Origin of the sequence: Salmonirosea aquatica, assembly GCF_009296315.1 — a bacterium.
Classification (GTDB): Bacteria; Bacteroidota; Bacteroidia; order Cytophagales; family Spirosomataceae; genus Salmonirosea; species Salmonirosea aquatica.
In genome coordinates, this window is the sequence record NZ_WHLY01000004.1 from 87041 (window position 1) to 111798 (window position 24758).

The window sequence follows — 24758 nt, forward strand, 5'->3', positions numbered from 1 at the left end:
CATAATCATCAAATCATGGATCTATTTATAGATAACCAAATTGAATATCCGGAAAAGCAGAGTACCCTTGAAGTCAGACCCGGAAAACCCTATCCGCTTGGAGCGAGCTGGGATGGCAATGGGGTTAATTTTGCCCTTTTTTCCGAAAACGCCCACAGCGTCGAACTTTGCCTCTTTGAAAGCCAGCAAGCACAGAATGAAAATGTAAAAATAGAAATCCAGGAGGTCACCCATCATGTCTGGCATGTGTATGTGGTGGGCCTGGGCCCCGGCCAGCTATATGGCTACCGCGTCCATGGACCCTATGAGCCCCAAAACGGGCATAGATTCAACCCCAGTAAACTGCTCATCGATCCTTATGCGAAGGCGCTGTCGGGCACCATTGAATGGGACGACTCGCTCTTTGCTTACGAGATCGGTAGTGAGCAGCAGGATCTGAGCTTCAGTACCTCCGATAGCGCGCCCTACGTACCAAAATCGGTTGTCATCGATCAGCAATTTGATTGGGGGGGTGATAAACTACCCAAGATACCCTATCATGAAACCATTATTTATGAAGCACACGTAAACGGTCTGACCAGACTTCATCCCGACATTCCTGAGGAAATACGGGGTACCTATGCGGGTGTGGCTCATCCTGTCACTATCAATTATTTGAAGGAGCTTGGCATTACCGCCATCGAGTTTCTTCCCGTGCACCATTTTGTCGCCGACCGACACCTGCTTGAAAAAGGATTGACAAATTACTGGGGGTACAATACACTTAATTTCTTTGCACCCGATGTTCGGTACAGCAGCAGCGGGACATTGGGGGAGCAAGTGACCGAATTCAAAAACATGGTCAAGGCCCTGCACGAGGCTGGTATCGAGGTGATCCTCGATGTGGTTTATAACCACACCGCCGAAGGCAACCATCTGGGCCCTACCCTTTCTTTCAAGGGCATCGACAATTCATCCTATTATAGGCTCAGCCCGGAAGACTGCCGTTTCTACATGGATTATACAGGAACAGGCAATACGTTGAACGCCAGGCTTCCTTTTGTGCTCGGACTGATCATGGACAGCCTCAGGTATTGGGTCACGGAGATGCATGTCGACGGGTTCCGCTTTGACCTGGCCTCGTCTCTGGCCAGAACCCTGCATGAGACCGACACGCTGAGCTCTTTCTTTAACATTGTCCATCAGGATCCGGTTATTTCCCAGGTAAAGCTCATTGCCGAGCCGTGGGACATCCACGAGGATGGGTATATGGTGGGCAAATTCCCTCCCGGCTGGGCCGAATGGAATGACCGCTTTCGGGATTGTGTGCGCGACTATTGGCGGGGCGCTGAAAGCAAACTTGCAGAATTTGCCCAGCGGTTCACAGGTAGCGCGGATTTATACCAGGGTGGCTACCGGAGTCCTACGGCTAGCATCAATCTAATTACCGCCCATGACGGTTTTACCCTTCATGATCTGGTGAGTTATAACGAGAAGCATAATGAAGCCAACGGCGAGGATAACCGCGATGGTGCCAATGATAACCATTCATGGAATTGCGGCGTCGAGGGGACGACTAATGACCAGGGAATCAATGATTTGAGAAGCAGGCAAAAACGAAACCTGTTGACCACCCTGTTCCTATCCCAAGGGGTACCCATGCTTGTAGCGGGGGATGAGCTCGGCAAGACCCAGCAAGGCAATAACAATGCCTACTGCCACGATGATGAGATTTCATGGATTGATTGGCAGGGCGCCGACCGTTCGCTTCTTGATTTTACGAAGCGTCTGATTTGGTTCTGCAAGGAGCATCCTACCTTCAGACGCAGGCGCTGGTTTCAGGGGCTTCCGGTCACGGGGTCTGAAATAGAGGACATCAGATGGTACCTACCCGAAGGGGATTTGATTGCAGACGAACATTGGGCGAACGACCTGGCCAAATCGCTTGGTATTTATCTGAACGGTAAGGGTATCCGTTGCGAGAATGAGATGGGCGAGAGGATTACCGACGACAGTTTTTATTTGATTTTCAACGCGCATGACCAGCCGCTGGACTACATTCTCCCCGCTGAAAAGTGCGGACGGGGCTGGCACAAGGTTCTCGACACAAGCGATGGGTTCATCGGGGAAGACCCACAGGTATTTTCACAGGGAAGTTCCGTATGTGTGCAGGGTCGGGCGGTGCTGGTACTGATGTGCCATCTTGAATAACAGCCTATCAACCTCATCGACATAAATTTATATTATTGCTATGCTCTTGGGGTAAAAAGCACTTTCTAAACTGAAGAACATTTTTCATTTAAATTAAGGATATAATACAAATTTCTAACCATAAGAAAGCACCGGATGTACGGTGCTTTCTTAGGTTTGGTTTCAAAACTTTGGTGGAGTATTCAGTCCGAATGCTAATCTTAGCCTACCAATTATTTAAAAAAAACGGGGCCAATTACCTGATGGTTGAATCAGGTAATTGGCCCCGTCTCTTGTGGATAAGCCAGTCAGAAAATATTATAACAGTTTATCCTTTACTTTATCCACAAGCCCTCCCAAACCGCCGCTTTCCATTTGCTCTTTCTGCGCGTGACCTTCCGGAATCGGTGGGCCGAGTTTTGGTTCCTGACCATGAGGCTGCGCGTGGTCAAAGGTAAAAGTACCTTTTCCGTCGATCGATGTACCCTGAGTCCAGCGGGTGTTGGGTGAATCAGGGCGGTTGATGTCAGTTGAAATGAATGAGTAGCTAAATGCCGAGTTTTCCTCACTCTGCGGGAAACTGTTGGGGATCGGATGGTTGTTTGCTACGCCTCCTAATTCCTCAAGCACCGCCAGCCACTGATTCTGGTGCATGGTATCGCGGGCAATCAGGAAGGCCAGCATGTCTTTCATACCGGCGTCGTCCGTAGCTTCCCAGAGCCGCGTGGCCAGTACCCGGCCCGTTGACTCCGCCATGACATTGGCCTGCATATCGGCAGCCAGGTTACCGCTACCTACCACCCACGAACCGTTGAAAGGTACCCCGTTGCTGTCCACCGCCATCGCCGCAAGCCCCGAAGACAGAATATGACGGGGATCCATGCCTCCCATGATACCCTCTACCAATGGGTTGTTTGCCGCTACCTGATCCTTCAAGGTGTTAGAAGCGCCTTCCAGGTTGAGGGCCACGGCCGTAGCCAACATCTCGATGTGAGCCATTTCTTCCGTTCCAGTCTCCAGCAGCATGTCGCGGTATTTCACAGGGCCCCGACAGCCCCAGGCCTGAAACATATACTGCAAACAGACTCGAATCTCGCCTTCGATGCCGCCAATGGCCTGCTGGAGCATTCGGGCGAAGGCTGGATTGGGCTTGTCCACCCGTACTTTGTACTGCAACTTCTTATCGTGGTAAAACATAATTAGAAAAGATTTAATGAAAAATGATTATGGATATAACAGCTTCGTGCTGTAATTACCTATTCATAAATTTTATTCCCAAATACCAGAATTTCCGGAAGGCATTTCTAAGTATTGCCTATAAGGAATAACACTTTTTTGTTTGTTCTATCTCTTCCACAATCGTTACGAGATTTCCTCTGAAAAAAATTCTACATTCCGGGGAAATAAAATACATATAATTATGATTTATATAAATATAATTTAATAATTTATTGTTTTTTATTGTATCTATATTCTATAAACATTCAATGAATATAAACCTATTTATTTCTCTCTGCGGGCGTTTCTCGTTGTTGCCATTTAATCATTACAATTCTATCCTGGAAGGCCATTATATTTATCTCTTTTCCATAGGGTATTCTTCAAAAATAGCAATAGCTGGAAATGACAGAAGCCAGACCAGACACTTAACGTGTCTGGTCTGGCTTCTGCTTTCCTACTACCGGAACTTCTATTTTACTTACTCCGGCGGAGGTAGGCTACCACGGCTGTGACCAGCAAAGCTCCCACCGCCACCTTGGTAGCTATAGCTTTAGGATTATGTTTGAACTGGGCTTTCCAACCCCTTTCCGCAAAGAAGTTAGGTACATGGCCTTGCCTAAGATCATCGATGACCCCTTCTATTTCGTCGACGCGGTCGGCCAGCAGTAGCGGAAGCCAGTGTCCGTAGCTGTTTTCGCTGAACTGGAAAGCATACCGACGGATCTTACCACTGAGTCCTTTGGGCGGAAGCGGCGTTCCGAAAACGGCCGTAACGTTGGGTCGTTCGTTGGAATGAAGTATTTCCGTCGTGATTGGCTGCTGCGTGGGGCGCTCCCAATGGTAGCCTTTCTGCGCTTCATCGGTACGGAGCTTGATGGGGTAGGTGGGATCGTTTTTGGGATCGGCGTCTATACCCCATCCTTTGATATGCGAATAATTTTTTTCTAAGTTTTTCATAAGAATTTTTCGTTATGTTCTGGCGGATGGTGGAATAAGGACCGTTTTGATACAGTTGTCGAGCTTATCAGAGAAAATGCGGTAAGCATCCGACACCTCCTCCAGAGGTACCCAGTGGGTAATCATTCCTTTGGGATCGATCCTTCCGTTTTGGACATGGTCGATCAATTTGGGCAGCAGGCGCTTCACCGAGGCCTGGTTGGCCCGGATAGTGATCCCCTTATTCACGACGTTGCCGATGGGAACCAGGTTGTCCGTGGGGCCATATACCCCTACGATCGATACAATTCCTCCCTTTTTGACCGAATTGATGGCCCAGTGCAAGGCCGTGGCGGAGCCTGCCTGTAGCATCAGTTTGCGGCCGGTAATCGTTTGCATGGCATTACCGGCGGCGTCGGCCCCCACGGCGTCGATGCACACGTCGGCGCCCATCCAGTCAGTGGTCTTTTTCACAAATACCACAGGATCGTCCATCGAGCGGAAATCATAAGCCTCACACTGCGCGTAGTTCTTGGCAAATTCGAGCCGATATTCCACCTGGTCAATGATAATGACGCGCCCGGCTCCAAACAGCCAGGAGCATTTGGCCGCCATAATACCGATAGGCCCCGCCCCAAAGATGACCACCGTATCGCCGGGCTGGATACCACCCATCTCGGCGGCCTGGTAGCCCGTAGGTACTACGTCGGTCAGTAATACGGCATCGTCAGGATCCATGCCCGGTGGAATCACGGTGGGCCCCACATCGGCATAGGGCACCCGCACGTACTCGGCCTGTCCGCCGGCGTAGCCTCCCGCCGTGTGTGAGTACCCGAAGATACCCCCTACGGCTGTCGCCTCGGGATTGGATTCGTGGCAGTTTCCGTAGAGTTCCTGTTTGCAAAAGGCGCACTTGCCGCAGGCGATGTTGAAAGGTACCAGGACATTATCGCCCACTTTTAGCTTTCGTACCTCCGAACCGACTTCTTCCACTACGCCTACGAACTCATGCCCAAAAGTGGATCCCACACGTGTATCCGGTACCAGACCATTGTACAGGTGCAGGTCGGACCCGCAGATGCAGGAACGTGTTACCCGCACGATGGCGTCCTCGGGATGCTCGATCTCAGGCATGGGCTTTTGGTCGATACGGACCCGTAGCGGGCCCCGGTAATTCATTGCTAGCATATCTCTTTTTTTTGGGTGGATAAATAATTTACCTCTTTGTACGAATGCTCATACTCAGTATTAAGTACTTATACTCCATTGGTCTGGAAGTATAGGTTATAATAGGTATAAATAGTATGCCATGAAATGGAGCGACATCGAATAGTTGTCTATATGAAAGTAATAGAACCGGCTTGAAAAAGTCACATGAAAAAGGTGCACACATCACGTGGGGCGGGACTTATGCCAACATAGGGAACGGACTCAGAAAGCCTGATGCTTATGATTCTAAATGGCAACCGATCGGTGAAAAGGCGTGAGGGCCACCGTGGCGCGGACTAATTCCGGGCTTAGTTCTGTATGATAGGCCACCGCCACAGGGCGCCCTGCCGCAGTTCACCGCTCACGCCTTGGGATCTTATGGTATTGTACTTTTTAAAGTTAATGATTATCTCACAAATCTAAGGGGCGACCCCGATTGAGGATCTCAACTTTAAGAACGACGGTAAAATTATGCTGCTCATTGCCATTGTTCCGGGCCGCCGGGCGGTAATGGCTTATGTTCTGTCCTTACTTGAGGCATTTGAGAGTGGCTCACTGAAACAAAAGGGGTACCGGGACGGTGGCTCATCGATGGCCGTATCGTTCTTACGCCAAGGCATGACCAGTTTGCGCCGTCATGTTCAGTCATTGGTGCTATTTATCCGCGACTTGGATACCATCACGCAAGCACTCATAACGCCTAAATGGGTCTATGTCCATTAATCTGCAGATTTCCCTGAAATATATTAACCACCCCTTAATTAGGGGAAATAGCCATTTCACCCCAAGCTTTTTTATGCTCTCGGAAAAAACTGCACCCATCGAAAAAGATGAAATTGCGTCTGTTCTCATAGTATGATTTGCATGGATATTTGCAGGTCACCAATATCCAATCATCCATGCAAACCCTGGATTTACCCCAGACAAGCCGCGCGCAGCAGTTTGACTTTAATAACTTCTCGTTTGGAGAAACGCCGACAGATCACCTGTTTCTTGCTGAATACAAAGGCGGTAATTGGTCGAGCCTGGGCGTACAGCCATTTCAAAACCTCACCCTAAGTCCCTTCGCGCTCTGTTTCCACTATGGGCAAACCGTTTTCGAAGGCATGAAAGCATTCAGGCTGGCCGACGGCTCGATCAGCATTTTCAGGCCAGACAAGCATTATGATCGGTTGAGCAAGTCTTTGGATCGAATGTCAATGCCGGTATTGCCAAGGCCCCTTTTCCTGGAAGGGCTTACCGATGTAATCCTGCAAGGCCAGGCCTGGCTGCCGACTGATCGCACGGACATTGCTTTATACATACGCCCGTTTGTGATAGCCACCGAAGCTCGGCTCGGTGTAAAAGTGTCCAGCGAATATCTTTTTGCAGTTGCCTGTACACCTATCGGGGAGTATTATGACAAGCCGCTGAGAGTCAAAGTCGAAACGCAGTATGCGCGTGCAGCCGAAGGCGGCGCGGGATATGCCAAGTTCGGAGGGAACTATGGCGGCGCTTTTTACCCGACACAAAAAGCAGTCGAAGCCGGTTTCGACCAGGTGATCTGGACCGATGCCAAAACGCACGAGTGTCTGGAAGAAGCCGGAACAATGAATATCATGATGTATGTACACGGCACCCTCGTTACCCCCCCAGTCAGCAGCTCCATACTTGATGGTATCACCAGAAATTCAATCATTCAGATTGCAAAGGATCTGAATATTCCATTTGAAGAAAGAGCGATCAGCTGCAAAGAGCTGCAAGGGAATTTTAAGAATGGCGACCGTGTGGAGTTGTTTGGCGTGGGCACTGCAGCCATTGTGTCGCCCATAGCGTGTGTTCAGATTGATGATACCGATTATTTCCCCTTCACAGAAACCGACGCGGTGATGTTCACTCTTAAAAATGAACTTGAAGCGATCCGCAGAGGGAAGAAAAAAGACAAACACAATTGGAACTACCTGATTAGCTGAGCAATGGATACTGAAACATTATACAGGCTCAAATACCCGATAGGCGAATTTGAAAAGCCGGCTGAAATTACCACAGCAATCTTGGACGAATGGATTAACACTATCTCTGATTTTCCCCGTCAGTTATCAAAAGAGCTCGAAATACTAACTGATAGCCAGCTGGAGACGCCCTACAGACTGGGCGGCTGGACAGTTCGTCAGGTAGTGCATCACTGTGCCGACAGCCACATGAACGCCTTTTGCCGGTTCAAGCTAGCTTTGACCGAAGACAGCCCGAGGATCAAACCTTACTTTGAAGCGCTTTGGGCAGAGCTGGCGGATGCCAAGCAGATTCCTGTTGAACATTCTCTTTTTATCCTTCTCGGGCTGCATGCACGCTGGGTTGTTTTGCTTCAAAGTCTTAGCACGCAGGATCTTTCAAGGATCTATATCCATCCCGAACACGGCAGAGAATTCAGGCTGGACGAGGCGATCGGTAACTATGCGTGGCATAGCAATCACCACCTGGCGCATATCAAGAATGTGGTAAAGGTGAACCAGAAGTAGATAGGAAGGAAACTATTCCACGCTTCTAATTTCGTTTCGCAAGTTCTCCCAGCGCTTTCAGCTGAGCTTCTGTCTGCACATTCCACAATAAGCCATAATTCAGCCGCATGCAGCTTTGATATTGGTCTTGAAGCGTGAAAATCTTGCCCGGAGCGAAGCTGATGTTCCGGGCAAGGGCTTTTTCATAAAGATCGACAGTATCAATATTGGGCGGTAGCTCCACCCACAAAACGGAACCGCCCCGCGGCCTGCTGGCTTTGGTGCATTCGGGAAAATAGTCGGCGATGGCACCGGAATACCGGAGCATATTGCCATGCAATGTATGTCGTAGTTTTCGTAGGTGGCTTTCATAACGCCCTGTTTCCAGAAAGCTGCCGATCGTTTCCTGCGTGATCGAAGTGCCGGAAATACTGTGATAAAGCTTCATTCTCAACACATTTTCTTTAAACCTGCCCGGCGCTACCCAGCCCACGCGGTAACCCGGTGCAAGGGTCTTGGAAACTGAGCCGCACCAGAGTACGATCCCGCTCTGGTCGTAAGTTTTGCAGGTCCTTGGCCGGTTCGGGCCAAAGTATACATCGCCGCTGATGTCATTTTCGATCAGGGGCACATTGTATTTTTCTGCCAGCTGCACAGCCGCTTTTTTGTTTTCATCGGGCATGCAGCTTCCCAGCGGGTTGTTGAAATTGCTGATCAACAGGCTGGCTTTTACCTTTTTGTTTTTCAGAGCACCTTCAAATGCATTAAGGTCGACGCCTGACTCCGGGTGTGTGGGCAGTTCGAGTACCTTCAAACCGAGCGCTTCGGCCAGTTGCAGCATCCCGAAAGACACCGGACTTTCCATCGCGACGGTATCGCCTTTTTCAGTGACGGACATCAGGCAATAGGAAAGCGCATTAAGGCAGCCGCTGGTAGTGATGATGTCGTGGTGACTCAGGCTGCATTCCATGTTAAACGCCCAGCGCGCTATTTGTCTTCGCAATCTTTCGTTTCCTTCGGCTTTGTCGTAGGCTACGCCGCTACCTCGCAGCGCTCGGGTTGCCAGGAGTAATCCCTTATTGAGTTTGGCAATTGGTAAAAGTTCGTCGGCAGGAGTTGCCAGTGCAAGCGGCAGGTGCCCGCCTTCCCCAAGATTGTCGTACACTTTGCTTACCAGTAGTTCGCTGATGCCAAAGTTGGCAATGCCCGACGGGCTGCTGGTATCGGGCACCTGCGGGATCCTGGCTCGCGAGTACTTGACATAATAGCCCGATTGCGGCCGGGTCTCAATCAGCATTTTGTTTTCCAGGTGATAATAGGCGCTCAAGGCCGTATTCTGGCTTACACCATATTCGCTACAAATGGTGCGCAACGACGGCAGCTTGTCGCCGGTACGTAAAGTATTGTCCACGATCTGCTGCTCTATAATACCTGCAATCCGGAGGTAAACAAAATTGCCTTTACCGGTCTCTTCTTTTTTCATGCTTAAAAATATCTGCTAGCGGTAAAAATAGCAAAACTGCATCTGCTATCGTATTTTCTTTTTGTTCAAATTTGCCCTTGTCAGTTTGAATCATATCATGCACTTAAAATCAGATCATACCTACATCATCGGGTCCGGCGCGATCGGGAAGGCGCTGGTGGTTTTTCTCAGACTCTCGGGACGAAAAGCGACGCTCATCCGGGGCAGTTTGAACGACGGCAGCCCAAAGGTTGAACCTATCCGCGTGCAAATGCCGGAGGGTACCTTACACGAGGCCGAGGTCACGATTTCAACCTTAAATGCGATACCTACGCTTAACGGCATTATCGTCCTTGCCAACAAATCATTTGGAAATGAGCAGCTGGCGGTTGCATTAAAAAACAAAACCGGCAGCTCGCCGATTGTTTTGCTGCAAAACGGATTGGGCGTGGAGCGACCTTTTTCGGCACAAAGCTTTCCGGAAATATATCGCTGCGTATTATTTGTAACAAGCCAGGTCATCGACGAGACCACGGTCCGTTTCAAGCCCGTTGCGCCTTGTCCCGTCGGTATCGAGCGTGGGAATACCGATCGTTTGCAGCACATTGTCAGGCAGCTGACTACCCCGCACCTGGTATTTGAAAGCAAGGCGCATATCCAGCATACGATCTGGAAAAAGGCCATCGTTAATTGTGTTTTTAATTCGGTTTGTCCGCTGTTGGAAACGGACAATGGCATATTTCACAGAAGTGGACCGGCCATGCAAATTGCCAGGCGCGTGATTGCCGAATGTGCTGGTATTGCAAATGCGGAAGGTATACTGCTCACTTCAAATGATCTAGAAGAAGGTGTGTTGCAAATCAGCCGCGCATCGGATGGTCAACTTATTTCCACCTTGCAGGATATCCGCGCAGGCAGGCGAACGGAAATTGACACGCTTAATTTCGAATTAGCGGGAATGGCCGGGGAGCTGGGATTAGTGCATGACATAGAGGCAACAATGCTACTCGGCGAACTGACCCGGCTTAAAGCCGAGGTCAACTTCAAAAACCATTTAAAAACATCAAAACCTGAACAAATAGCAATGCAATGAAGACAATGCTCATAACAGGCGGAAGCCGGGGAATAGGCGCAGCGACGGCCAATCTGGCCTCTGAAAACGGTTTTGCAGTGGTCGTTAACTATCATCAGAACCAGGCGGCGGCCGAACAAGTGGTTTCGGATATTGTTGAAAAAGGCGGGAAGGCCGCTGCCATTCAAGCTGATATTTCGAAAGAAGAAGATGTTCTCCGGCTTTTCGGCGAAACCGACCGGCTTTTCGGCAGCCTTCATGCGCTGGTCAACAACGCGGGCATACTGGAACGTCAGATGCGGCTGGAAGACATGGACTTGGCCCGACTCAACCGGATTTTCACGGCCAACATCACCGGGCAGTTTCTCTGCGCCCGGGAAGCAATCAAAAGAATGTCAGTCAAGAGGGGCGGGCAGGGTGGTACGATCGTCAATGTGTCTTCAATAGCTTCCAGGACCGGCGCGCCGAATGAATACATTGATTATGCCGCTTCCAAAGGCGCCATCGATGCATTCACCCTCGGGCTTTCGAAAGAGGTAGCCGAAGAAGGTATCCGCGTCAATGCGGTGCGGCCCGCATTCATTTACACCGACATTCACGCGGCTGGGGGTGAGCCGGGGCGGGTCGATAGGATCAAGGAAAGTATCCCTCTGAAACGCGGCGGGCGGGCATCAGAAGTAGCGGAGGCAATCCTTTGGCTTTCAACAGAAAAGTCATCCTTTTCGACCGGCATTTTTATAGACGTGACCGGCGGCAGATAAGAAATGATCATTGGCCCTAAGCCTAAAGTAGCAGATCAGCGTACTTCTATTTGCATTGGTAGTCTTGGTAATACAGCATTATGCCAAAATTCCCACCTCTTTATATGTGCTACTCATGTTGATGGCGTTCAAATCAATTGCTGGATTTGCGGCGCATTGGAATAATCAATCCGGCAAATTGGAATATTGAAATCATGAATACAAGTTACTTAGCCAGCTCGATCAAACAGTTTGAGTATTATAAAATGCTCGGTGAAAAGGCGATGGCGCACTTGCCCGACGAGGCGCTTTTCTGGCAATACAACGCCGAGAGCAATAGTATAGCAGTGATCGTCAACCACATTGTCGGAAATATGCTCTCGCGTTTTACTGACTTTTTAACGACCGACGGTGAAAAACCCTGGCGAAACCGCGATGCGGAATTTGAGGACCCTTTTTCTAGCCGTGAAGAAATCCTATCGCACTGGGGAAAAGGCTGGGCCCAATTGCTAACCACCTTGCGAAACCTTCGCGACGATCAACTGGAAACGATAGTATACATCCGGAATGACGGCCACACGGTAATGGAGGCGGTCAACCGGCAGCTTGCCCATTACCCTTATCACATCGGGCAGCTCGTTTACATTGCGAAAATGGCCGCTAATGAAAATTGGGAAAGCCTTTCAATTCCCAGGAACAAATCGGGCGATTACAATACGCGGAAATTCATTCAGGAAAAATCAAGACGACATTTTACGGATGACCTTTGAAAATAACTTCATCAATAAAATAGAGCAGGAAAAAGCAATCGCCCAGTTAAAAGAATCAGGGAAAGAATTTGTTATCCTTTTCGGAAACAGCATGCTTTCAGTAGAAATATATAAGCCGCATTTAACCGACAAACAATCACCGCACGACCGTGATGAATTCTATATGGTTATTTCTGGTGAAGGAAAATTCACATTACAGAATTTAACCACCAGCTTCAAGCCGGGCGATTTTCTTTATGTCCCAAAATTCGCCGAGCACAGATTTATAGATTTCTCTGATGATTTTATTTGCTGGGTCTTTTTTATTGGACAAAAATAGCCATATCACCCGAGCTTAGCCTTCCAGTCTTTTTTCATCTGCGCATACAGCCAGCTCATTACTTTCTGCCTGCATCCCAAAGGAATGTTAAAAGCATATATATATAATCATTTGTCTTATAATTAGTTAGTCAAAGTGCGTGGCGGATATACGGCAACGGCACGGTACGCCGTCGCGGGACCACCCCAAATGTGTTAGCCACCCCGGAGTTCAGGAAAGACACGAAACTGCTCGTCTCATTCTTTCATTAGAAGGAGGTGGCTTTCTTTACATGTTATTGATAGGTGAATTAAATTGTAAACTCAGCGCAATCCGTCCTTTTCGACCCCGGCGGGGTTGCGTGTATGTAGTGCTTGGTTATCTATAAGCATTTGACCCCATCAGGGTCACAGCCTGCGGACGACTCAAAGTTTACAACTTTGTTCACTTATCAACAATTCACCTATTAAAAACGGCTCACTTTTAGTCTGCAAAAAAGTTTGTCTCACAGGCCCAGCTTCATGGCGGCGTTGTGTCGGACGACCTGCTGCATGCGGGTGTAGCGGTCGATCATCGTGCGGGTTCGGGGCCTGGCCTGCTGCATGATCAGCGAGTCGTCGGCCCCGTTCAATTTAGCAATGGTAACAAAAGAAGCCCGCAGCGAGTGGGCCGAATACCCGGCCCCAGATACGCCTTGGTGATGTGGGCCACATGCTAACCCGGGATGCGCTGGGAAAGCAGGCTATAGTCAAAGTTAGCAAAGAGTAATCGAAGGTTGTTTTCATATAAGCCCCGGCCAATGCGGCCGGGGCTTAAAGCTTATTGGACATAAAAGAATATTCACTTACACTTCAACTTACCATCTCAGTCCGCCTGCTATTGCCCCTGAGGATCATACAAATGAAGGGAATCTTTGAATTGAGCGTAAACGCGCAATTCTCGGGACGACCATTTAAATGTAGCAGCCCCTTGATTTCCCAACAATGGGTAGCAGCGTTTCTGCTTTATGAGGTAAGCGGAGTGCCAATGTCAACGGACCCGACGGCCCGTAGAACACGGCGGCTATGCACCGCACCCTGCCCAGCAGGCCGTACGATATAGCGCGGCGATGAAACCAGGACTGTAAAGCGAAACCGACTTGCGGACGGTATTTCGACGTGCCGTTCGAATAAGGCCTGTAGTGCAAAACCTGTCCACGGTCGTGTGGTTGGAAGGGGCGTGTCTTACGGCATGACCGCTAACGCTTGGCTTTCCGAAGTGGGGCGTTACCCAAGCCGCTTCCTGTGCCAGGAAACCAAACGTAGAACGAAGTTTAAAAAACCTATTACTCACACCCCACCCCACCCTTATGGATACATTTTGTTAGCCACCTTTGCCCTTCTTGTTAGCAACCTTTGCCCTTCTTCTCGCAACCTGTGGCCGGCCGACGCCTGGTCGCCCTGGTGTCGCGGAATAGAACTGTTGGCCCCACCTCCGACAAAAGCCGCCGATGACTGTTTTACCCCTTCACTCTGCCTTTAAGACTTTCACAGGTTCAATTTGCCCAGCCCGAATGGTTTGGGACAGGACAGCCAGAAGCCCGACGAGGGCAACCGAGCCAAAGCCCACGCTTATGTTTACAAGACCCAAATCAAGAGGACTGCCCATTTCCTGCCTCAGCAAATCACCCCCAAACAAGCCTGCCGGAACGCCAATGAGACCGGCAATCAGGATAAGAAGGCCGAAACTTCTGGTAACGGTCCACACCAATTCTGTGCTGGTCGCCCCCAGTACTTTCCGTATACCCAGTTCTTTGGTGCGCGTTTCTACGCAGTAACTGGCTATGCCTAAAATGCCCAGAGCAGCGATGATCATCACAATCAGGGCAGCTCCCCCAAAAATCTCCATTTCTCCACTGATTTCTCCTGAATAATGGTAGTCTTTAAAGTTATAAAGATTTGCTGTTTTCTCCGGAAAATGGTCTTTCCATACCGACTGAACGGCCTTGGTCGCTTCCATTTCGGTATTGGGTCTTAGCTTGATGGTCAGGGTGGCTATTTCATTGGGCAAATACCGGTAAATCAAAGGGATTGTTTGGCCGATAATCTCGTTGGGCATGATGCCAATGACTTGCACAGAGGCAGAGTCCAGCAAGAGGTTTTGCCCCACCAGGGCCTCCGATCGGGATGCCAGTAATTTTGCGGCAGCTTCATTCACCAACACATACTGCTCCGTACGCTGGGGCATGTTTTCAGGGAAATTCTGCCCGGCGATCAAGCGGATGCCTTCGGTTTCAATGGTTCGTGGATCAATACCGACGTAATTCATTTCCAGGGTTTTACCCTTTAGCGTTACAGAATCCTTACCCATTTTAATGGGCTCAAAGTACCAGTTGGTGGCCAAAGTCGTTTCTACCTGACTCAGCTGGTCTATCTCGTTTTGCAGGTTTTGATATTTTTCACCTTTCAAATCCAGGGCCAGAACATGGGATGGCACGGCTGAGCGGATGATGGCATTGTTTTTTATATCATAATCGGCCACCAGGACAACCAATATCATAAACAGGATGGTCACGGAAAACTGTACGACAATCAAGGCTTTGTAAACAGCGACACCCCGGAACAGCTTTACATTCTTCAATTTTCGCAAAACCTGTAGGGGCTGAAAGGCTGACAACAGCCAGGCCGGAAATGCCCCTGCGACCAGGCCGGTGATCGCTGCGTAGGCTGACAGGCACAAAACCAGGGTTATGTCCCAGGAAAATGTCACATCATCCATATCGGGTATGTAGTGGGCCAACACCGTGACACAGGGTACGGTGAACGACATAGCAACCAGGGCGACCAGGGTCGATTCCAGTAGGAATTGACCCACAATTTGTCCTCTTGTTGCGCCTATCGTTTTGCGGACACCTACTTCCTGCGCCCGGGAGAAAGCACGCGCCAAAGCCAGACTGATATAATTGAAAGCGGCCAGGAGGGTTAGAGATAGAATGATGACCAGCTGGGTTTTTACGTCTTCCCAACTAACGCCCGCATTGGGGGTATTTTTGATAGCGATTTTTCCAGGGGTGATATCTTCCAGGGGTTGTGCCCGAAATTGGAGATTGCCCTGATCCACTTTCCGGGTATAGTTCTGGAGCGTTGCATTGAGCTGTGCCAGATTGTCTCCTGATTTCAAACGGGCGTAAATGGCTGCACTCCTGAAGTCCCCCCAATCTTGTGATATGGGGCTGATTGCTCCTTTTTTTTCAAGCATTTCAGCAGAACCGATTGAAAGCATCGCCTCGATGGGCAGGTGGGTTTCCAAAGGCGGGTCCTGGATTATGCCTCCCACGGTATAGGAACCCAGGTTCTCAAACTGGACCGTCTGTCCCAAGGCATTGGTGTTGCCAAATATCTTTTCCGCTGTTCTTTCGGTTAAGAACAGGGAAGTGGGGTTATTGGTAAGGCTTTGTGCATCACCGGATAACAACCTAAAGCCAAAGACATCAAAGAAAGCAGGCTCCGAGAATTTTATGTCAACAGCCACATTACCTTTGCCGGTTTGCAGGTTATGTTTTCCGGCCAGCCGCACTTTCACCGTCTTTTCAACAAACGAGGCGCTTTCCAATTGGGACGCCAATGGTAATGGAGCGGTTGCCCATTGGGTTTGTTCCCCCTCGATGGTTTCCTGCGTGAGTATCCGCACGAGTTGATTCAATTCGGGATGGAAATGGTCAGTATCGTAAGTGGATTTCAGGCCCGTGAAAAGAATGACCCCCACCGCCATACTCAGTGACAGGCTCAGAATATTGACCAATGAGAAAAGTTTGTTTTGCCAGAGTATCCGTATGGCGATTTTCAGGTTGTTCTTTACCATGACTCCAAGTGTTGATTTTTTAATGAAAAATAGGCCAAGTACCACCGGGGGATCCCTCTCGATTCTATGGGTAACGTTGACGTCAAAATGCAACCAATCAATTGTCAATATCTTACACAGATGTCTATCAAAACCTGTCCGATTCCGGTACACCTGATGGATCGATCCGACACAGTCGGGTACATGAATGTCCTACCCACACATGGGACTACGGCACCTGCTTTCAATTCGGTGGGTGTCTGCGGTACGACAGCCCGCATTGCATGTCCAGCCACAGGAGCCGGCAGCAGGCCATCCCGACCCAAAGCCCCAGGATGTTGAGGATCAGGTTCCGCCGGGCAATCATGAGATAATTCCGATACACGGGCAAGGCTTTGGGCTGATGATGAAAAGTGCCTGACGCTCCTCACCCATCAATTCCATGCCAAGAGGCATTGCGTCCTGATATCCAGTGCATTATAAAGCAAATGTAAGATATTATTGTCCGTTACCGGACATACCTGTCCGCCGGTGGACATCGGCAGGCGTGCCGAAGGGGTCAGGCATTGGCATGAGCTAGGGCACCCGTACGCATTCCTCAAGCAAAGGGCGGACCGCAGTGGACGCTGCGCGGGTCGGGGAGCTGATCCGAAATTTTCAAACGGCGTTTTTTCACGTAAGCCATGGTGGGCTTGCAACTATGATCGCCGTATCCTTCAATCACAAGAACTGCGTAATTGTCAACCGGGCCAAGCATCCTGGATCACTAGGAGGATACATTCAGGTTCTCCACCGGATTGGCATTGGCCGCTTTCAGGGTTTGCGACAAAATGGTCGTAAGGCCCAAACCCATCATGATTGCCAGACTTACGGCTACTTCCAGCAGTCCAATCTCCATACTGTAATGCTGGGTGTTGCCCAACAAGTGGTTGAACAGGAAGTAAACCACGGGGATAGTGATCACGCTGGCGACAACCATCAGAATCACGAAATCTTTTGATAACAGCAGGACAAGGCTTTCGGAGGTCGCCCCCATTACTTTTCGGATGCTGATCTCTTTAAGGCGTCTTTTGGTGGTGAAGGTAACCATGCCCAACAAGCCCAGGCAGGCCACGGTGATCGCCAGCAGGCCCAGGAAACTCCATAGCTTCATAATTACGATGTAGAAACTGTAAGCATCCCTGACCTCCTCGGAGAGCAGCCGGGCGGTGAACCGGCCCTGACCGCCGACCTTCTTCCAGAGCCTCTCCATCGCCGTGAGCCCGCCGACTACATCCCTGGTTTCCATTTTAAGATTGGCATACCTGAAACTACCGGGATTATATTCAAGATAGAAAGGCCCAATGGCTTCCTTGAGATCGGAGTAGTGGAAATTTTTCAGGATGCCGGCGATTTGTACCTCCCGTCCGTCCGGCAGGACGAACGACCTGCCCGTGGCGGCCCATGGATTTTTCAATTCCAGCTTTTTGGCAAACTCTTCATTTACCACAATGAGCCGCGTATTCTCCGGGGCGTTGGCCGTGAAATTCCTCCCCGCCAGCAGCTCCAGCCCCATGTTTGGAATGAAAGCCTCGTCCACCGACATGGAGGACGTCTCCACCGAGTCCACCTGATGGGAAATTTTGATGAAGTGTTCCGGAGCGGAGCCCACACCCAGAATATGCGACGAGGCAGATATGCGCTGCACGGAGGAAAGTTTCCCGTACTCGTTCTTAAATATCTGGGGATCGACATTCTGCAGCTCCACATCGAGGACGTTCTGCTGTTCGAACCCCAGGTCGTAGCTCACTGAGTACTGGTATTGCCGCATCATGATGACCACGGCCATGATGAAGCCCAGCGAAAGCATGAACTGGGTGGCCAGGACGATCTTGCGGAAGTACGAGCGGCGGCTTGTCTTCAGCTCTTTGCCTTTCAATGCACCGATGGGCGAGATCCTGGAGAAGTAAACCGCCGGGACTACCCCTGCGGCCACCCCCACCAGGAGGGCGAACAGGAGGAAGCCCGCGAAGGTGGCCAAGGTAGGGGTCAGATCCATGGGGGAGGTTTCCACCATCTGATGCAACAGATCCACCCGTACCAACTCGAAGACGGGATAGGACAGCACAAGGGCGAGCAAAACGATCAGGGTCGACTCCACGATGAATTGCAGGATGATCTGCTTCTTTTGGCCGCCCATCACCTTCCTCACCCCGATCTCCTTCATGCGCTCGAGGGATTGTGAAATGGACAGGCTGACGTAATTGGAACAGGCCGGCACCAGGACGATCAGGGTCATCAGGCCCACCAGGAAAAGCCCCAGGTACCCCCAATTGGGTCCGATCTGGTCATACAGCTCGGGACCGGGCACAATATCGTCCAGGGCCTGGAGCTTGAAAGAGGCCTTGTTCTTCTCTTTCCCGTATTTCTGTTCCGCCACTTCGTCCAGGGAACGCTGGATGCTGGCGGGGTCAGTGCCTTGGGAAAGAAGCATGTAGACATAGGAATTCGAAAACGATTTCCATCCCCCTTCCCCAGGCAGGGAAGCAGCCCGGGTATGGGACGCCAGGGTGGCGTACGAGGCGATGGCGCCAAACTGCATGTGCGAGTTTTCCGGTACGTCTTTGAGAATGCCGCTGATCATGAAATCCCCCTCCCCTTCCAGGTGGATGATTTCGCCCATGGCACCATTTCTGCCGAATATCTTAGTGGCCTCGCTTTCCGTGATGACAAGGCTGTTCGGTTTAGAAAGCGCGGTTGTTCTGTTACCCTCCAATAAAGGGAAGTTAAAGACTTCCAGGAACTCGGGATCGGCGAAATACCCATACAGGGGAATCTTCTTTTCCCCGTAAACGGCATCCCCTCCCAGGGAACCCTGGATACGGACCACTTTTTCCACGCCCGCAATGTCATCCCTGAGCTTTTGGGCCAAGCCCACCGGAGCGGACGCGTAGTGTGGGTTTTCCTCACGGTCGTGCACCTGCGTCGTCACCCGGTGGATCCGGTCTGTGTGGGGATGGAAATCGTCGTAGCGGGAAAGGAAAACCAGCAGCGCGACGAACAGCAGACTGACCGACATACCCAATGCCAGGCCAATGACGTTCAATAGGGTGAAGAACCTGTTCTTGGCCAGGTTGCGGAGGGCGGTCTTGATAAAATTCCTGAGCATGGGCGAATGAGTGGGTTTGAATGGTAGTGGTGGTAGGCCTGAATCCCGGTAATTGACTCCACCCAGCCTCCTGGGCAGGATTTCTCCCCGATGGTTGATCAAGTGCTTTGCGACTGGATTTCACCACAAGATGCTGGCTTTGGCCAACTTGATGACCATTGGATTCTTTGCCATACGTTTTGATCACCAACCTTGTGCCAGAAATGGCTGTGAATTGATTATCAGCCTGTTTTGTATAAAAAGATAAGTCAACGGTGTCCGTTACCGGACATTTTTGTCCGCCGGTGGACACCAGACACCAGCCGGGCGAGTTCTTCCGCCCAGGTACCTCCACCTTGATACCGATAAGCGGATTATTGCATGCCGGCATCATCGCCTTCCCTGGCACCGTCGTGGGTCATGCCCTGGATGGGGCGGTCTGTTTGAGGGATTTCGCGTGCCCAACCGGAAACGGAAGCCAATCCTGGCCTGACGCATGTGAAAGTACCAGCGGTTGGTTTGCGCACCAGCAAGGTGAAATTAACTTCGTAGAAGGTGGCAAGAATGACAAGCCGGCCCCCGTTCGGTAGTCGCCCCTCCGCCCCTTACGTTTATAAGAACCGTGACGAGTCGCTGGGATCGGTTTCGTCCATTGTCCATTCCTGAAATGACCCCTTACTCAGCAATCCACTGAACGCGTAGCCAAGGAGCAGATTTTTCAGGGCAGGGCGTCTAGGGGTTCAGGATCTTCCTGAACCTGCTGACCGGACCCTGGTCCAGGCTGCGAAGGCCGCATTCCGGGGTAGGGGCACGAGCCCTGCCTGCTGGCCCGGCCACGTAGGGCCTTTTGGGCCCTGCCCGTACCGGCAAAAGGGCCGGAGTGTTGCCACCCGACCTTGCACCGGGCTGCCGCCACCGGATTCGGGAAAGACTCCCAACGCCGGCTACCCACCCCCGGTTTCTAGCGGGGATGTCATTGGGCCATGGCAACACAACTTCCCGCGATCACCTGCAGCCTGCCGTCCATCATCTTCCAAACACGCGTATAGCGAAAGTCACCGCCGAATGGGATGCCATCGTAGCGGCCCCCCACCTGCGCCCTGACCGAAACGATCGACACGCTGCCCAGGCTCACAACCAGCCGCTCGCCCGTATCCATGCGGTCAATGGCCAGCTTCCCCGAACGGTGCATCTGCATGTCGGTGGCCTTGTCGACCACCTGCCCGTTGTGGTCGGTGAACAGCAGCTTGTCGTGCAACATGCGGTCCAGGCGCCGGCAGTCACCATTTTTCATGGCGTTCACCAGTTGCTCTTCCGCTTCCGTGATGGCATCATTCATAAGACCTCAGCATAACCCGCTGCTCCCCATGGTGAGAGGAAGCATGTAAATGGAACGCTAAAATAGGAAAGGCTTCCGATGTTTCCATCAAAACAGGAGCCTATGGTTCACAGCAAACGGCAAACTTACAGCTCTGCCAGGCGCGCATTTCTCCGCTTCGGGCGACGAGCCTTTTGCCGCGCCCTTTACGACTGCGAGCTGGCGCCAACGAAATAATTGCCAGGAGGCGACTGCCCTGTACTGGCACCATCCTGTTTCCAGATGCTGTGCGGCAACATCCGGCCTTTCGGGTCGGGGCCGCAGTATCGATACTGTACGGTTTAGAGCCAGATAAGCCGACGGGGCTATTGCCTGCTACCAGATATCCCCGGTCCATGTATTTGTCGGCCGGGAATCCACCAAATCACTGGTTGGCGCCAGCAGTCGGCCCCCAACAAGCTTAGCGGGCATTCCTGAAAAAATACAACCGACTGATTTTGGATATCCACAGCCTCCTCAGTCTTTGGCAATTAGCAGGCGCTTGGGCATTTCGTAAAGCGTCTGCGTGGAAAGGCGGATCTGTCTGGTGATTTCCTCGGCTCCGTTCCTCACCACCACGGTGTAGGTACCGTCCACGGTTTCGGCGAAGTTCAGTAGCCGGGCGTACTTCTGCTGCCTGCGGCCCAGCGACTCCCGGTGCAGCTCTCGGCCCCGCTCGTCTAACAGCATAACCACCAACTGATCCCCCAGTCTTTTCTCAATCAGCAGGTTCATCGTCAGCGAGTTCTTCACGCGGTACATGCCTATCCTGAAGGAGGCCTTCGTGGGCTGGAGAGTGGCTGGATCCGGCTGATGGCCGCTGGCGCGGACAATGGGCGAAAGGCTTACGAGCAGGCCGAATGCGGCAGCGGTCAGGAGATTGTGAACATTTTTTTTCATGGCTTTTCTGAATTTACTATTGTGTAATGGATGAGATGCTCAAAAAAAACGCACCGCCTACTGCGACCGGTGGGCGGACTTGGGGGACGACTGCCACAACACATTGACGATGTACCAGCGGCCGTCCTCCTTCTTCAGGTGGATGTAGTCGATGCCCCAGACGGCCTTTACCCGTGCCGATGCCGTCTTGTCGGCCACCTCGAACACCTCCACCTCCCGCGGCGACGCTTCGTTGGTGCGCTTGCCGTCCTTGTTCCATACCCTGGCCAGGCCAACCAGCGCCGGAAAGGGCATCTCCAGCTGTCTGGAGTAAGTGTTGTCCCTGGCACTGTACGAGAAGCCGCGCTTCTGGAGGCTGGGGTGGATGCTGCGGTAAGCCAGGGTGGTGTCCGCCCGGTAGAAGGCATCGATGTAGTCGCAGCAGGCCTGGCGCACGGCTGTCAATTCCTCCGAGACGTCCTGGGCGAAGCCAGTGGAAAGTACAGTCAAAAGAAGGGTGGTGGTTAATAGTTTTTTCATTGCAATTGGGGTTGGAAAAGTAGCGTATGCTATTGAGTACTTATACAATGAGTGCCAGCTGGCAGCACCCATTGATTTACAGAACTTTATCAGAAAAAAAATGATCTTATAATGTTCGATTCTGAACATTCCTGTACGGCACCGGACCGCCACCCGACCGCAGGTGATTACGAGTGCATCAAAAAGTGTGGGGCAATTGATTCTTTGGTAACTTGATAAGGATTTAAACCCTTGCGGCCCCACCTTGTCATGCAAGCAAAAGATGTCATCCAGCCAGTTGCCGTTGATCCTCGAACTGCCATATATCATTTTAAGGTACACATCCTGAATATATCGCCGATGATCTACCGGCGCTTTATCATTGTCGGCAATACCCACCTAGCTGAGCTGCATCATTTAATACAACCGCGATGGCGGACCGTTGATGATGGGCTGGGAAAATCAGCATTTACACGTTTTTCATATCTGGGGATTGGATTATGGAATTGCCTATGAAGGAGGCACCTATTATCGTGATGACCCCAGTGAGATTTTTATTAAAGATTTAGGTCTGAGGGCTGGCGATAAATTCTCCTATGTGTATGATTTCGGCGATTACTGGCAACACGAGGTTCGGGTGGAGAAGGTTGAGAACGCCAGGCCAGGGTACCACCACCCAATTTGCACAGCTGGGCGGAGGGCCTGCCCTCCGGAAGACGTCGGTGGCCCCTACGCCTACCAGGATGCTTTGATCGGCCAGTTCAGCTGGATCCAGGAAACGTTATCGAATGTAATGGAGAGCATTGACAGGGGGGAGGTTCCAGACCTCGAACTGGATAACGCGCCCTGGTGGTATCTAAAGCATCGAAGCGAAGTGTTCGATAAGAAGAAAATGAACAGGGCTTTGGCAAAACTGTATCAAAAAAAGGGTGACGATAAATTTTGGATAACACTGGGTGGATACGATGAATATTTCGACGACTGAGAGGTCCACTTTCTGTATCAATATCTACGTTTAGGTATCAGTGGGCGTAAAACGGCGTGGCCGACCAGGCCAAAAATTGTGATACCTTCATCAATACGGTGCGTAAAGTCAAAGATTACATTTCCTGATAACCTTGATGATCATGAAATTCAAACTCCAACTGGTGTGTGAGGCCGGGGAAAACGAAACCGCTTGCACCGACGAAATTTTCACCTTTGATAAGTCCTTCGATACTTTTGAAAGCATCGGGATGACCATTGGCGAATCAAAGCAGCTATTGAAGAACATGTAGCAGTCCATCGTCGAAAAGCAACTGGGCGCTTTTATCAAAAGCAAGGGCCTGCAAGGGCTTCGGAAAAATGGGAACTATACGGTCAAGCTCAAGACCCTATTCGGCGATATCGCCTTTGAGAGTCCCAGGTATTATGGCGAAGACAAAAAGACGTTCAGTCCGTTGAATGAATTGCTCCCGAACCATACCACCCCTGAGCTCTTGTTTCTTGAAACCAAATGGGCGTGTTTGATCCCTTTTGAGAAGACGGCGAACTTGTTGAAAGAGGTCCTGCCGGTTGCGGAAACGATTAACGCCACAACGATCCAGAACCACCTGTACGGGTTGGCCCTGGCCCAGGAGCAAGAAGTTGGGGAAGAGCAGTGGATGTACGATTGCGGCAGCATAAACCAGCGGCAGGCGCTGCCAAGGCCGGAAAGAACCATGGTTGTGGGTATTGACGGCGGCTATGTCAGGGACTGGAATGACAAAAAGAGTGTGTTTGAAGTAATAGTAGGCAAGTCTCTCCCCGCTGAGAAACCGGCCAAATGCTTCGCGTTCGTCGGATCTTATGACCTGAAGTCCAAGCGAAGATTTTATAACCATCTGACGTCACAGGGGATGCAGCCCCACCAACAGATTGAATTCTTTTCGGATGGGGATGATAACTTACGGAATCTGCAAACCTACCTTAATGCGGAATCCACCCACATCCTGGATTGCCGGGCCGCCGGTGCGGTTTCACATCACCATGAAACTGACAGTCCTGCACCAGTGTGCATTGGGATTGATCAAAGTGGATGAAAATAGGGGGAGAGCCTCTCAACTTTTGTTGACCCGGATCAAATGGAATTTGTGGCACGGTAATGCTGTAAGGGCCATTGAGCACTGTGATGACCTTGACTTATACCTTACTGATCACCTGGAAGACAAGGCGCAGAAAAAAAAATACGACAAGATTAGGCCCTTTCAAACATACGTTGCCGATTTTGAGAAATACATCGCCAACAACCAGAGCTTTATCGTCAACTACGCCGAACGCTACCACTACGGTGAAGTTGTTTCAACGGGTTTTGTGGAGTCCACGGTCAATTATGTGATTGCCAAACGGCTTTCTAAAAAACAATCCATGCAGTGGACCAGAAAGGGTGCACACCTACTGCTTCAGGTCAGGACCAAGGTTTTGAACAATGAGTGGGAGGAGGTCTTTCGAAAGAGGTATCCCGATTTCAGGCCAATCAAATCCGTAAGCGAACCTATGGCCATCCAGGAAGCGGCATGAATCTCCCACACTTTTTGATGCTCTCAAGCTACGCGCCGACATGATGCAGGCCTTGAAAGAGTACTACGAAAAGCCGTTTTATGAGAAGGATGGATGGTGGGGGTGACAAAAATCATCACTTCTGAGACGCCTGATTGAAACTATATTTTTTTGATAAATGCCTAA

At 50.8% G+C, this 24758-nt stretch carries 24 protein-coding genes; 13 read left to right on the forward strand and 11 right to left on the reverse strand.

The annotated features are described in order from the left end of the window. The first annotated feature begins 15 nt into the window (after positions 1-15). The gene (gene glgX / locus GBK04_RS29065; RefSeq protein ID WP_152766634.1) at positions 16-2190 is read left to right on the forward strand and encodes a glycogen debranching protein GlgX; all 2175 of its coding nucleotides are present in this window, start codon (positions 16-18) and stop codon (positions 2188-2190) included. A 297-nt stretch (positions 2191-2487) separates the two neighbouring features. Here glgX and GBK04_RS29070 read toward each other — a convergent pair whose 3' ends face one another. The 3 genes from GBK04_RS29070 to GBK04_RS29080 all read right to left on the reverse strand — a co-directional run bounded on the left by GBK04_RS29070 (position 2488) and on the right by GBK04_RS29080 (position 5514). Then, positions 2488-3366: a manganese catalase family protein gene (locus tag GBK04_RS29070; RefSeq protein WP_152766636.1), complete on the reverse strand. Its 879-nt coding sequence runs from the start codon at positions 3364-3366 to the stop codon at positions 2488-2490. A gap of 498 nt (positions 3367-3864) precedes the next feature. Continuing rightward, complete coding sequence (locus GBK04_RS29075) at positions 3865-4347, reverse strand: hypothetical protein (RefSeq protein WP_152766638.1); 483 nt, start codon at positions 4345-4347, stop codon at positions 3865-3867. 12 nt (positions 4348-4359) lie between these two features. Then, the gene (locus GBK04_RS29080; protein ID WP_152766640.1) at positions 4360-5514 is read right to left on the reverse strand and encodes a zinc-dependent alcohol dehydrogenase; all 1155 of its coding nucleotides are present in this window, start codon (positions 5512-5514) and stop codon (positions 4360-4362) included. Positions 5515-6006: 492 nt separating this feature from the next. On the opposite strand from GBK04_RS29080, the gene GBK04_RS29085 reads away from it, so the two are divergent. From GBK04_RS29085 to GBK04_RS29095, 3 genes are all read left to right on the forward strand, one after another. After that, the gene (locus GBK04_RS29085; RefSeq protein ID WP_373331524.1) at positions 6007-6258 is read left to right on the forward strand and encodes a hypothetical protein; all 252 of its coding nucleotides are present in this window, start codon (positions 6007-6009) and stop codon (positions 6256-6258) included. Between the two features lie 176 nt (positions 6259-6434). Then, positions 6435-7487, forward strand: a complete 1053-nt coding sequence (locus tag GBK04_RS29090) for a branched-chain amino acid aminotransferase (protein ID WP_152766642.1) — start codon at positions 6435-6437, stop codon at positions 7485-7487. Positions 7488-7490: 3 nt separating this feature from the next. Beyond that, positions 7491-8033: a YfiT family bacillithiol transferase gene (locus GBK04_RS29095; protein ID WP_152766644.1), complete on the forward strand. Its 543-nt coding sequence runs from the start codon at positions 7491-7493 to the stop codon at positions 8031-8033. A gap of 25 nt (positions 8034-8058) precedes the next feature. Here GBK04_RS29095 and GBK04_RS29100 read toward each other — a convergent pair whose 3' ends face one another. Continuing rightward, entirely contained in the window at positions 8059-9495 is a 1437-nt protein-coding gene (locus GBK04_RS29100; protein ID WP_152766646.1) for an aminotransferase-like domain-containing protein, read from the reverse strand. A gap of 85 nt (positions 9496-9580) precedes the next feature. Here GBK04_RS29100 and GBK04_RS29105 point away from each other — a divergent pair, with 85 nt between their 5' ends. From GBK04_RS29105 to GBK04_RS29120, 4 genes are all read left to right on the forward strand, one after another. Then, a complete protein-coding gene (locus GBK04_RS29105) occupies positions 9581-10567 on the forward strand; it encodes a ketopantoate reductase family protein (protein ID WP_373331525.1) in 987 nt (328 codons plus the stop codon). Next, a complete protein-coding gene (locus tag GBK04_RS29110; RefSeq protein WP_152766648.1) occupies positions 10564-11307 on the forward strand; it encodes an SDR family oxidoreductase in 744 nt (247 codons plus the stop codon). The genes GBK04_RS29105 and GBK04_RS29110 overlap by 4 nt, the downstream gene beginning before the upstream one ends. 194 nt (positions 11308-11501) lie before the next feature. Continuing rightward, on the forward strand, positions 11502-12056 hold the full coding sequence (locus GBK04_RS29115) for a DUF1572 family protein (protein ID WP_152766649.1): 555 nt from the start codon (positions 11502-11504) through the stop codon (positions 12054-12056). Next, a complete protein-coding gene (locus GBK04_RS29120) occupies positions 12046-12375 on the forward strand; it encodes a cupin domain-containing protein (RefSeq protein WP_152766651.1) in 330 nt (109 codons plus the stop codon). The genes GBK04_RS29115 and GBK04_RS29120 overlap by 11 nt, the downstream gene beginning before the upstream one ends. A gap of 484 nt (positions 12376-12859) precedes the next feature. Here the strand turns inward: GBK04_RS29120 and GBK04_RS31415 are convergent, their stop codons facing one another. The 4 genes from GBK04_RS31415 to GBK04_RS29135 all read right to left on the reverse strand — a co-directional run bounded on the left by GBK04_RS31415 (position 12860) and on the right by GBK04_RS29135 (position 19321). Beyond that, complete coding sequence (locus GBK04_RS31415) at positions 12860-12985, reverse strand: site-specific integrase (protein ID WP_373331526.1); 126 nt, start codon at positions 12983-12985, stop codon at positions 12860-12862. Between the two features lie 875 nt (positions 12986-13860). Then, the gene (locus GBK04_RS29130; protein WP_152766653.1) at positions 13861-16194 is read right to left on the reverse strand and encodes an ABC transporter permease; all 2334 of its coding nucleotides are present in this window, start codon (positions 16192-16194) and stop codon (positions 13861-13863) included. A gap of 223 nt (positions 16195-16417) precedes the next feature. Further along, on the reverse strand, positions 16418-16564 hold the full coding sequence (locus GBK04_RS31420) for a hypothetical protein (protein ID WP_373331527.1): 147 nt from the start codon (positions 16562-16564) through the stop codon (positions 16418-16420). Between the two features lie 375 nt (positions 16565-16939). Beyond that, complete coding sequence (locus GBK04_RS29135) at positions 16940-19321, reverse strand: ABC transporter permease (protein ID WP_152766655.1); 2382 nt, start codon at positions 19319-19321, stop codon at positions 16940-16942. Between the two features lie 284 nt (positions 19322-19605). Between GBK04_RS29135 and GBK04_RS31425 the strand changes: the two genes are divergently transcribed. Beyond that, positions 19606-19890: a hypothetical protein gene (locus GBK04_RS31425; protein ID WP_373331528.1), complete on the forward strand. Its 285-nt coding sequence runs from the start codon at positions 19606-19608 to the stop codon at positions 19888-19890. Between the two features lie 383 nt (positions 19891-20273). Here GBK04_RS31425 and GBK04_RS29140 read toward each other — a convergent pair whose 3' ends face one another. The 3 genes from GBK04_RS29140 to GBK04_RS29150 form a co-directional block, all read right to left on the reverse strand. Beyond that, a complete protein-coding gene (locus GBK04_RS29140) occupies positions 20274-20639 on the reverse strand; it encodes a nuclear transport factor 2 family protein (RefSeq protein WP_152766657.1) in 366 nt (121 codons plus the stop codon). Positions 20640-21134: 495 nt separating this feature from the next. Beyond that, a complete protein-coding gene (locus GBK04_RS29145) occupies positions 21135-21557 on the reverse strand; it encodes a hypothetical protein (RefSeq protein ID WP_152766659.1) in 423 nt (140 codons plus the stop codon). 57 nt (positions 21558-21614) lie between these two features. Further along, on the reverse strand, positions 21615-22205 hold the full coding sequence (locus GBK04_RS29150; protein WP_373331529.1) for a nuclear transport factor 2 family protein: 591 nt from the start codon (positions 22203-22205) through the stop codon (positions 21615-21617). Positions 22206-22500: 295 nt separating this feature from the next. On the opposite strand from GBK04_RS29150, the gene GBK04_RS29160 reads away from it, so the two are divergent. The 4 genes from GBK04_RS29160 (at position 22501) to GBK04_RS29170 (ending at position 24593) form a co-directional block, all read left to right on the forward strand. Further along, a complete protein-coding gene (locus tag GBK04_RS29160; protein WP_152764891.1) occupies positions 22501-23040 on the forward strand; it encodes a plasmid pRiA4b ORF-3 family protein in 540 nt (179 codons plus the stop codon). Positions 23041-23182: 142 nt separating this feature from the next. Further along, positions 23183-23332, forward strand: a complete 150-nt coding sequence (locus GBK04_RS31430) for a hypothetical protein (protein WP_373331366.1) — start codon at positions 23183-23185, stop codon at positions 23330-23332. A 258-nt stretch (positions 23333-23590) separates the two neighbouring features. After that, a complete protein-coding gene (locus tag GBK04_RS29165) occupies positions 23591-24115 on the forward strand; it encodes a hypothetical protein (RefSeq protein WP_152766663.1) in 525 nt (174 codons plus the stop codon). Continuing rightward, a complete protein-coding gene (locus GBK04_RS29170) occupies positions 24063-24593 on the forward strand; it encodes a hypothetical protein (RefSeq protein ID WP_152764888.1) in 531 nt (176 codons plus the stop codon). The genes GBK04_RS29165 and GBK04_RS29170 overlap by 53 nt, the downstream gene beginning before the upstream one ends. Positions 24594-24758: the final 165 nt, after the last annotated feature.

Coding starts and splice junctions, on each gene's coding strand:
- glgX (WP_152766634.1), top strand. CDS start 16: ATGGATCTATTTATAGATAACCAAATTGAATATCCGGAAAAGCAGAGT.
- GBK04_RS29160 (WP_152764891.1), top strand. CDS start 22,501: ATGATGGGCTGGGAAAATCAGCATTTACACGTTTTTCATATCTGGGGA.
- GBK04_RS29080 (WP_152766640.1), bottom strand. CDS start 5,514: ATGCTAGCAATGAATTACCGGGGCCCGCTACGGGTCCGTATCGACCAA.
- GBK04_RS29120 (WP_152766651.1), top strand. CDS start 12,046: ATGACCTTTGAAAATAACTTCATCAATAAAATAGAGCAGGAAAAAGCA.
- GBK04_RS29115 (WP_152766649.1), top strand. CDS start 11,502: ATGAATACAAGTTACTTAGCCAGCTCGATCAAACAGTTTGAGTATTAT.
- GBK04_RS29140 (WP_152766657.1), bottom strand. CDS start 20,639: ATGAATGATGCCATCACGGAAGCGGAAGAGCAACTGGTGAACGCCATG.
- GBK04_RS29085 (WP_373331524.1), top strand. CDS start 6,007: ATGCTGCTCATTGCCATTGTTCCGGGCCGCCGGGCGGTAATGGCTTAT.
- GBK04_RS29075 (WP_152766638.1), bottom strand. CDS start 4,347: ATGAAAAACTTAGAAAAAAATTATTCGCATATCAAAGGATGGGGTATA.
- GBK04_RS29110 (WP_152766648.1), top strand. CDS start 10,564: ATGAAGACAATGCTCATAACAGGCGGAAGCCGGGGAATAGGCGCAGCG.
- GBK04_RS29090 (WP_152766642.1), top strand. CDS start 6,435: ATGCAAACCCTGGATTTACCCCAGACAAGCCGCGCGCAGCAGTTTGAC.
- GBK04_RS29070 (WP_152766636.1), bottom strand. CDS start 3,366: ATGTTTTACCACGATAAGAAGTTGCAGTACAAAGTACGGGTGGACAAG.
- GBK04_RS29170 (WP_152764888.1), top strand. CDS start 24,063: ATGAAACTGACAGTCCTGCACCAGTGTGCATTGGGATTGATCAAAGTG.
- GBK04_RS31430 (WP_373331366.1), top strand. CDS start 23,183: ATGAAATTCAAACTCCAACTGGTGTGTGAGGCCGGGGAAAACGAAACC.
- GBK04_RS29130 (WP_152766653.1), bottom strand. CDS start 16,194: ATGGTAAAGAACAACCTGAAAATCGCCATACGGATACTCTGGCAAAAC.
- GBK04_RS29095 (WP_152766644.1), top strand. CDS start 7,491: ATGGATACTGAAACATTATACAGGCTCAAATACCCGATAGGCGAATTT.
- GBK04_RS29100 (WP_152766646.1), bottom strand. CDS start 9,495: ATGAAAAAAGAAGAGACCGGTAAAGGCAATTTTGTTTACCTCCGGATT.
- GBK04_RS29150 (WP_373331529.1), bottom strand. CDS start 22,205: ATGTTCAGAATCGAACATTATAAGATCATTTTTTTTCTGATAAAGTTC.
- GBK04_RS29135 (WP_152766655.1), bottom strand. CDS start 19,321: ATGCTCAGGAATTTTATCAAGACCGCCCTCCGCAACCTGGCCAAGAAC.
- GBK04_RS29145 (WP_152766659.1), bottom strand. CDS start 21,557: ATGAAAAAAAATGTTCACAATCTCCTGACCGCTGCCGCATTCGGCCTG.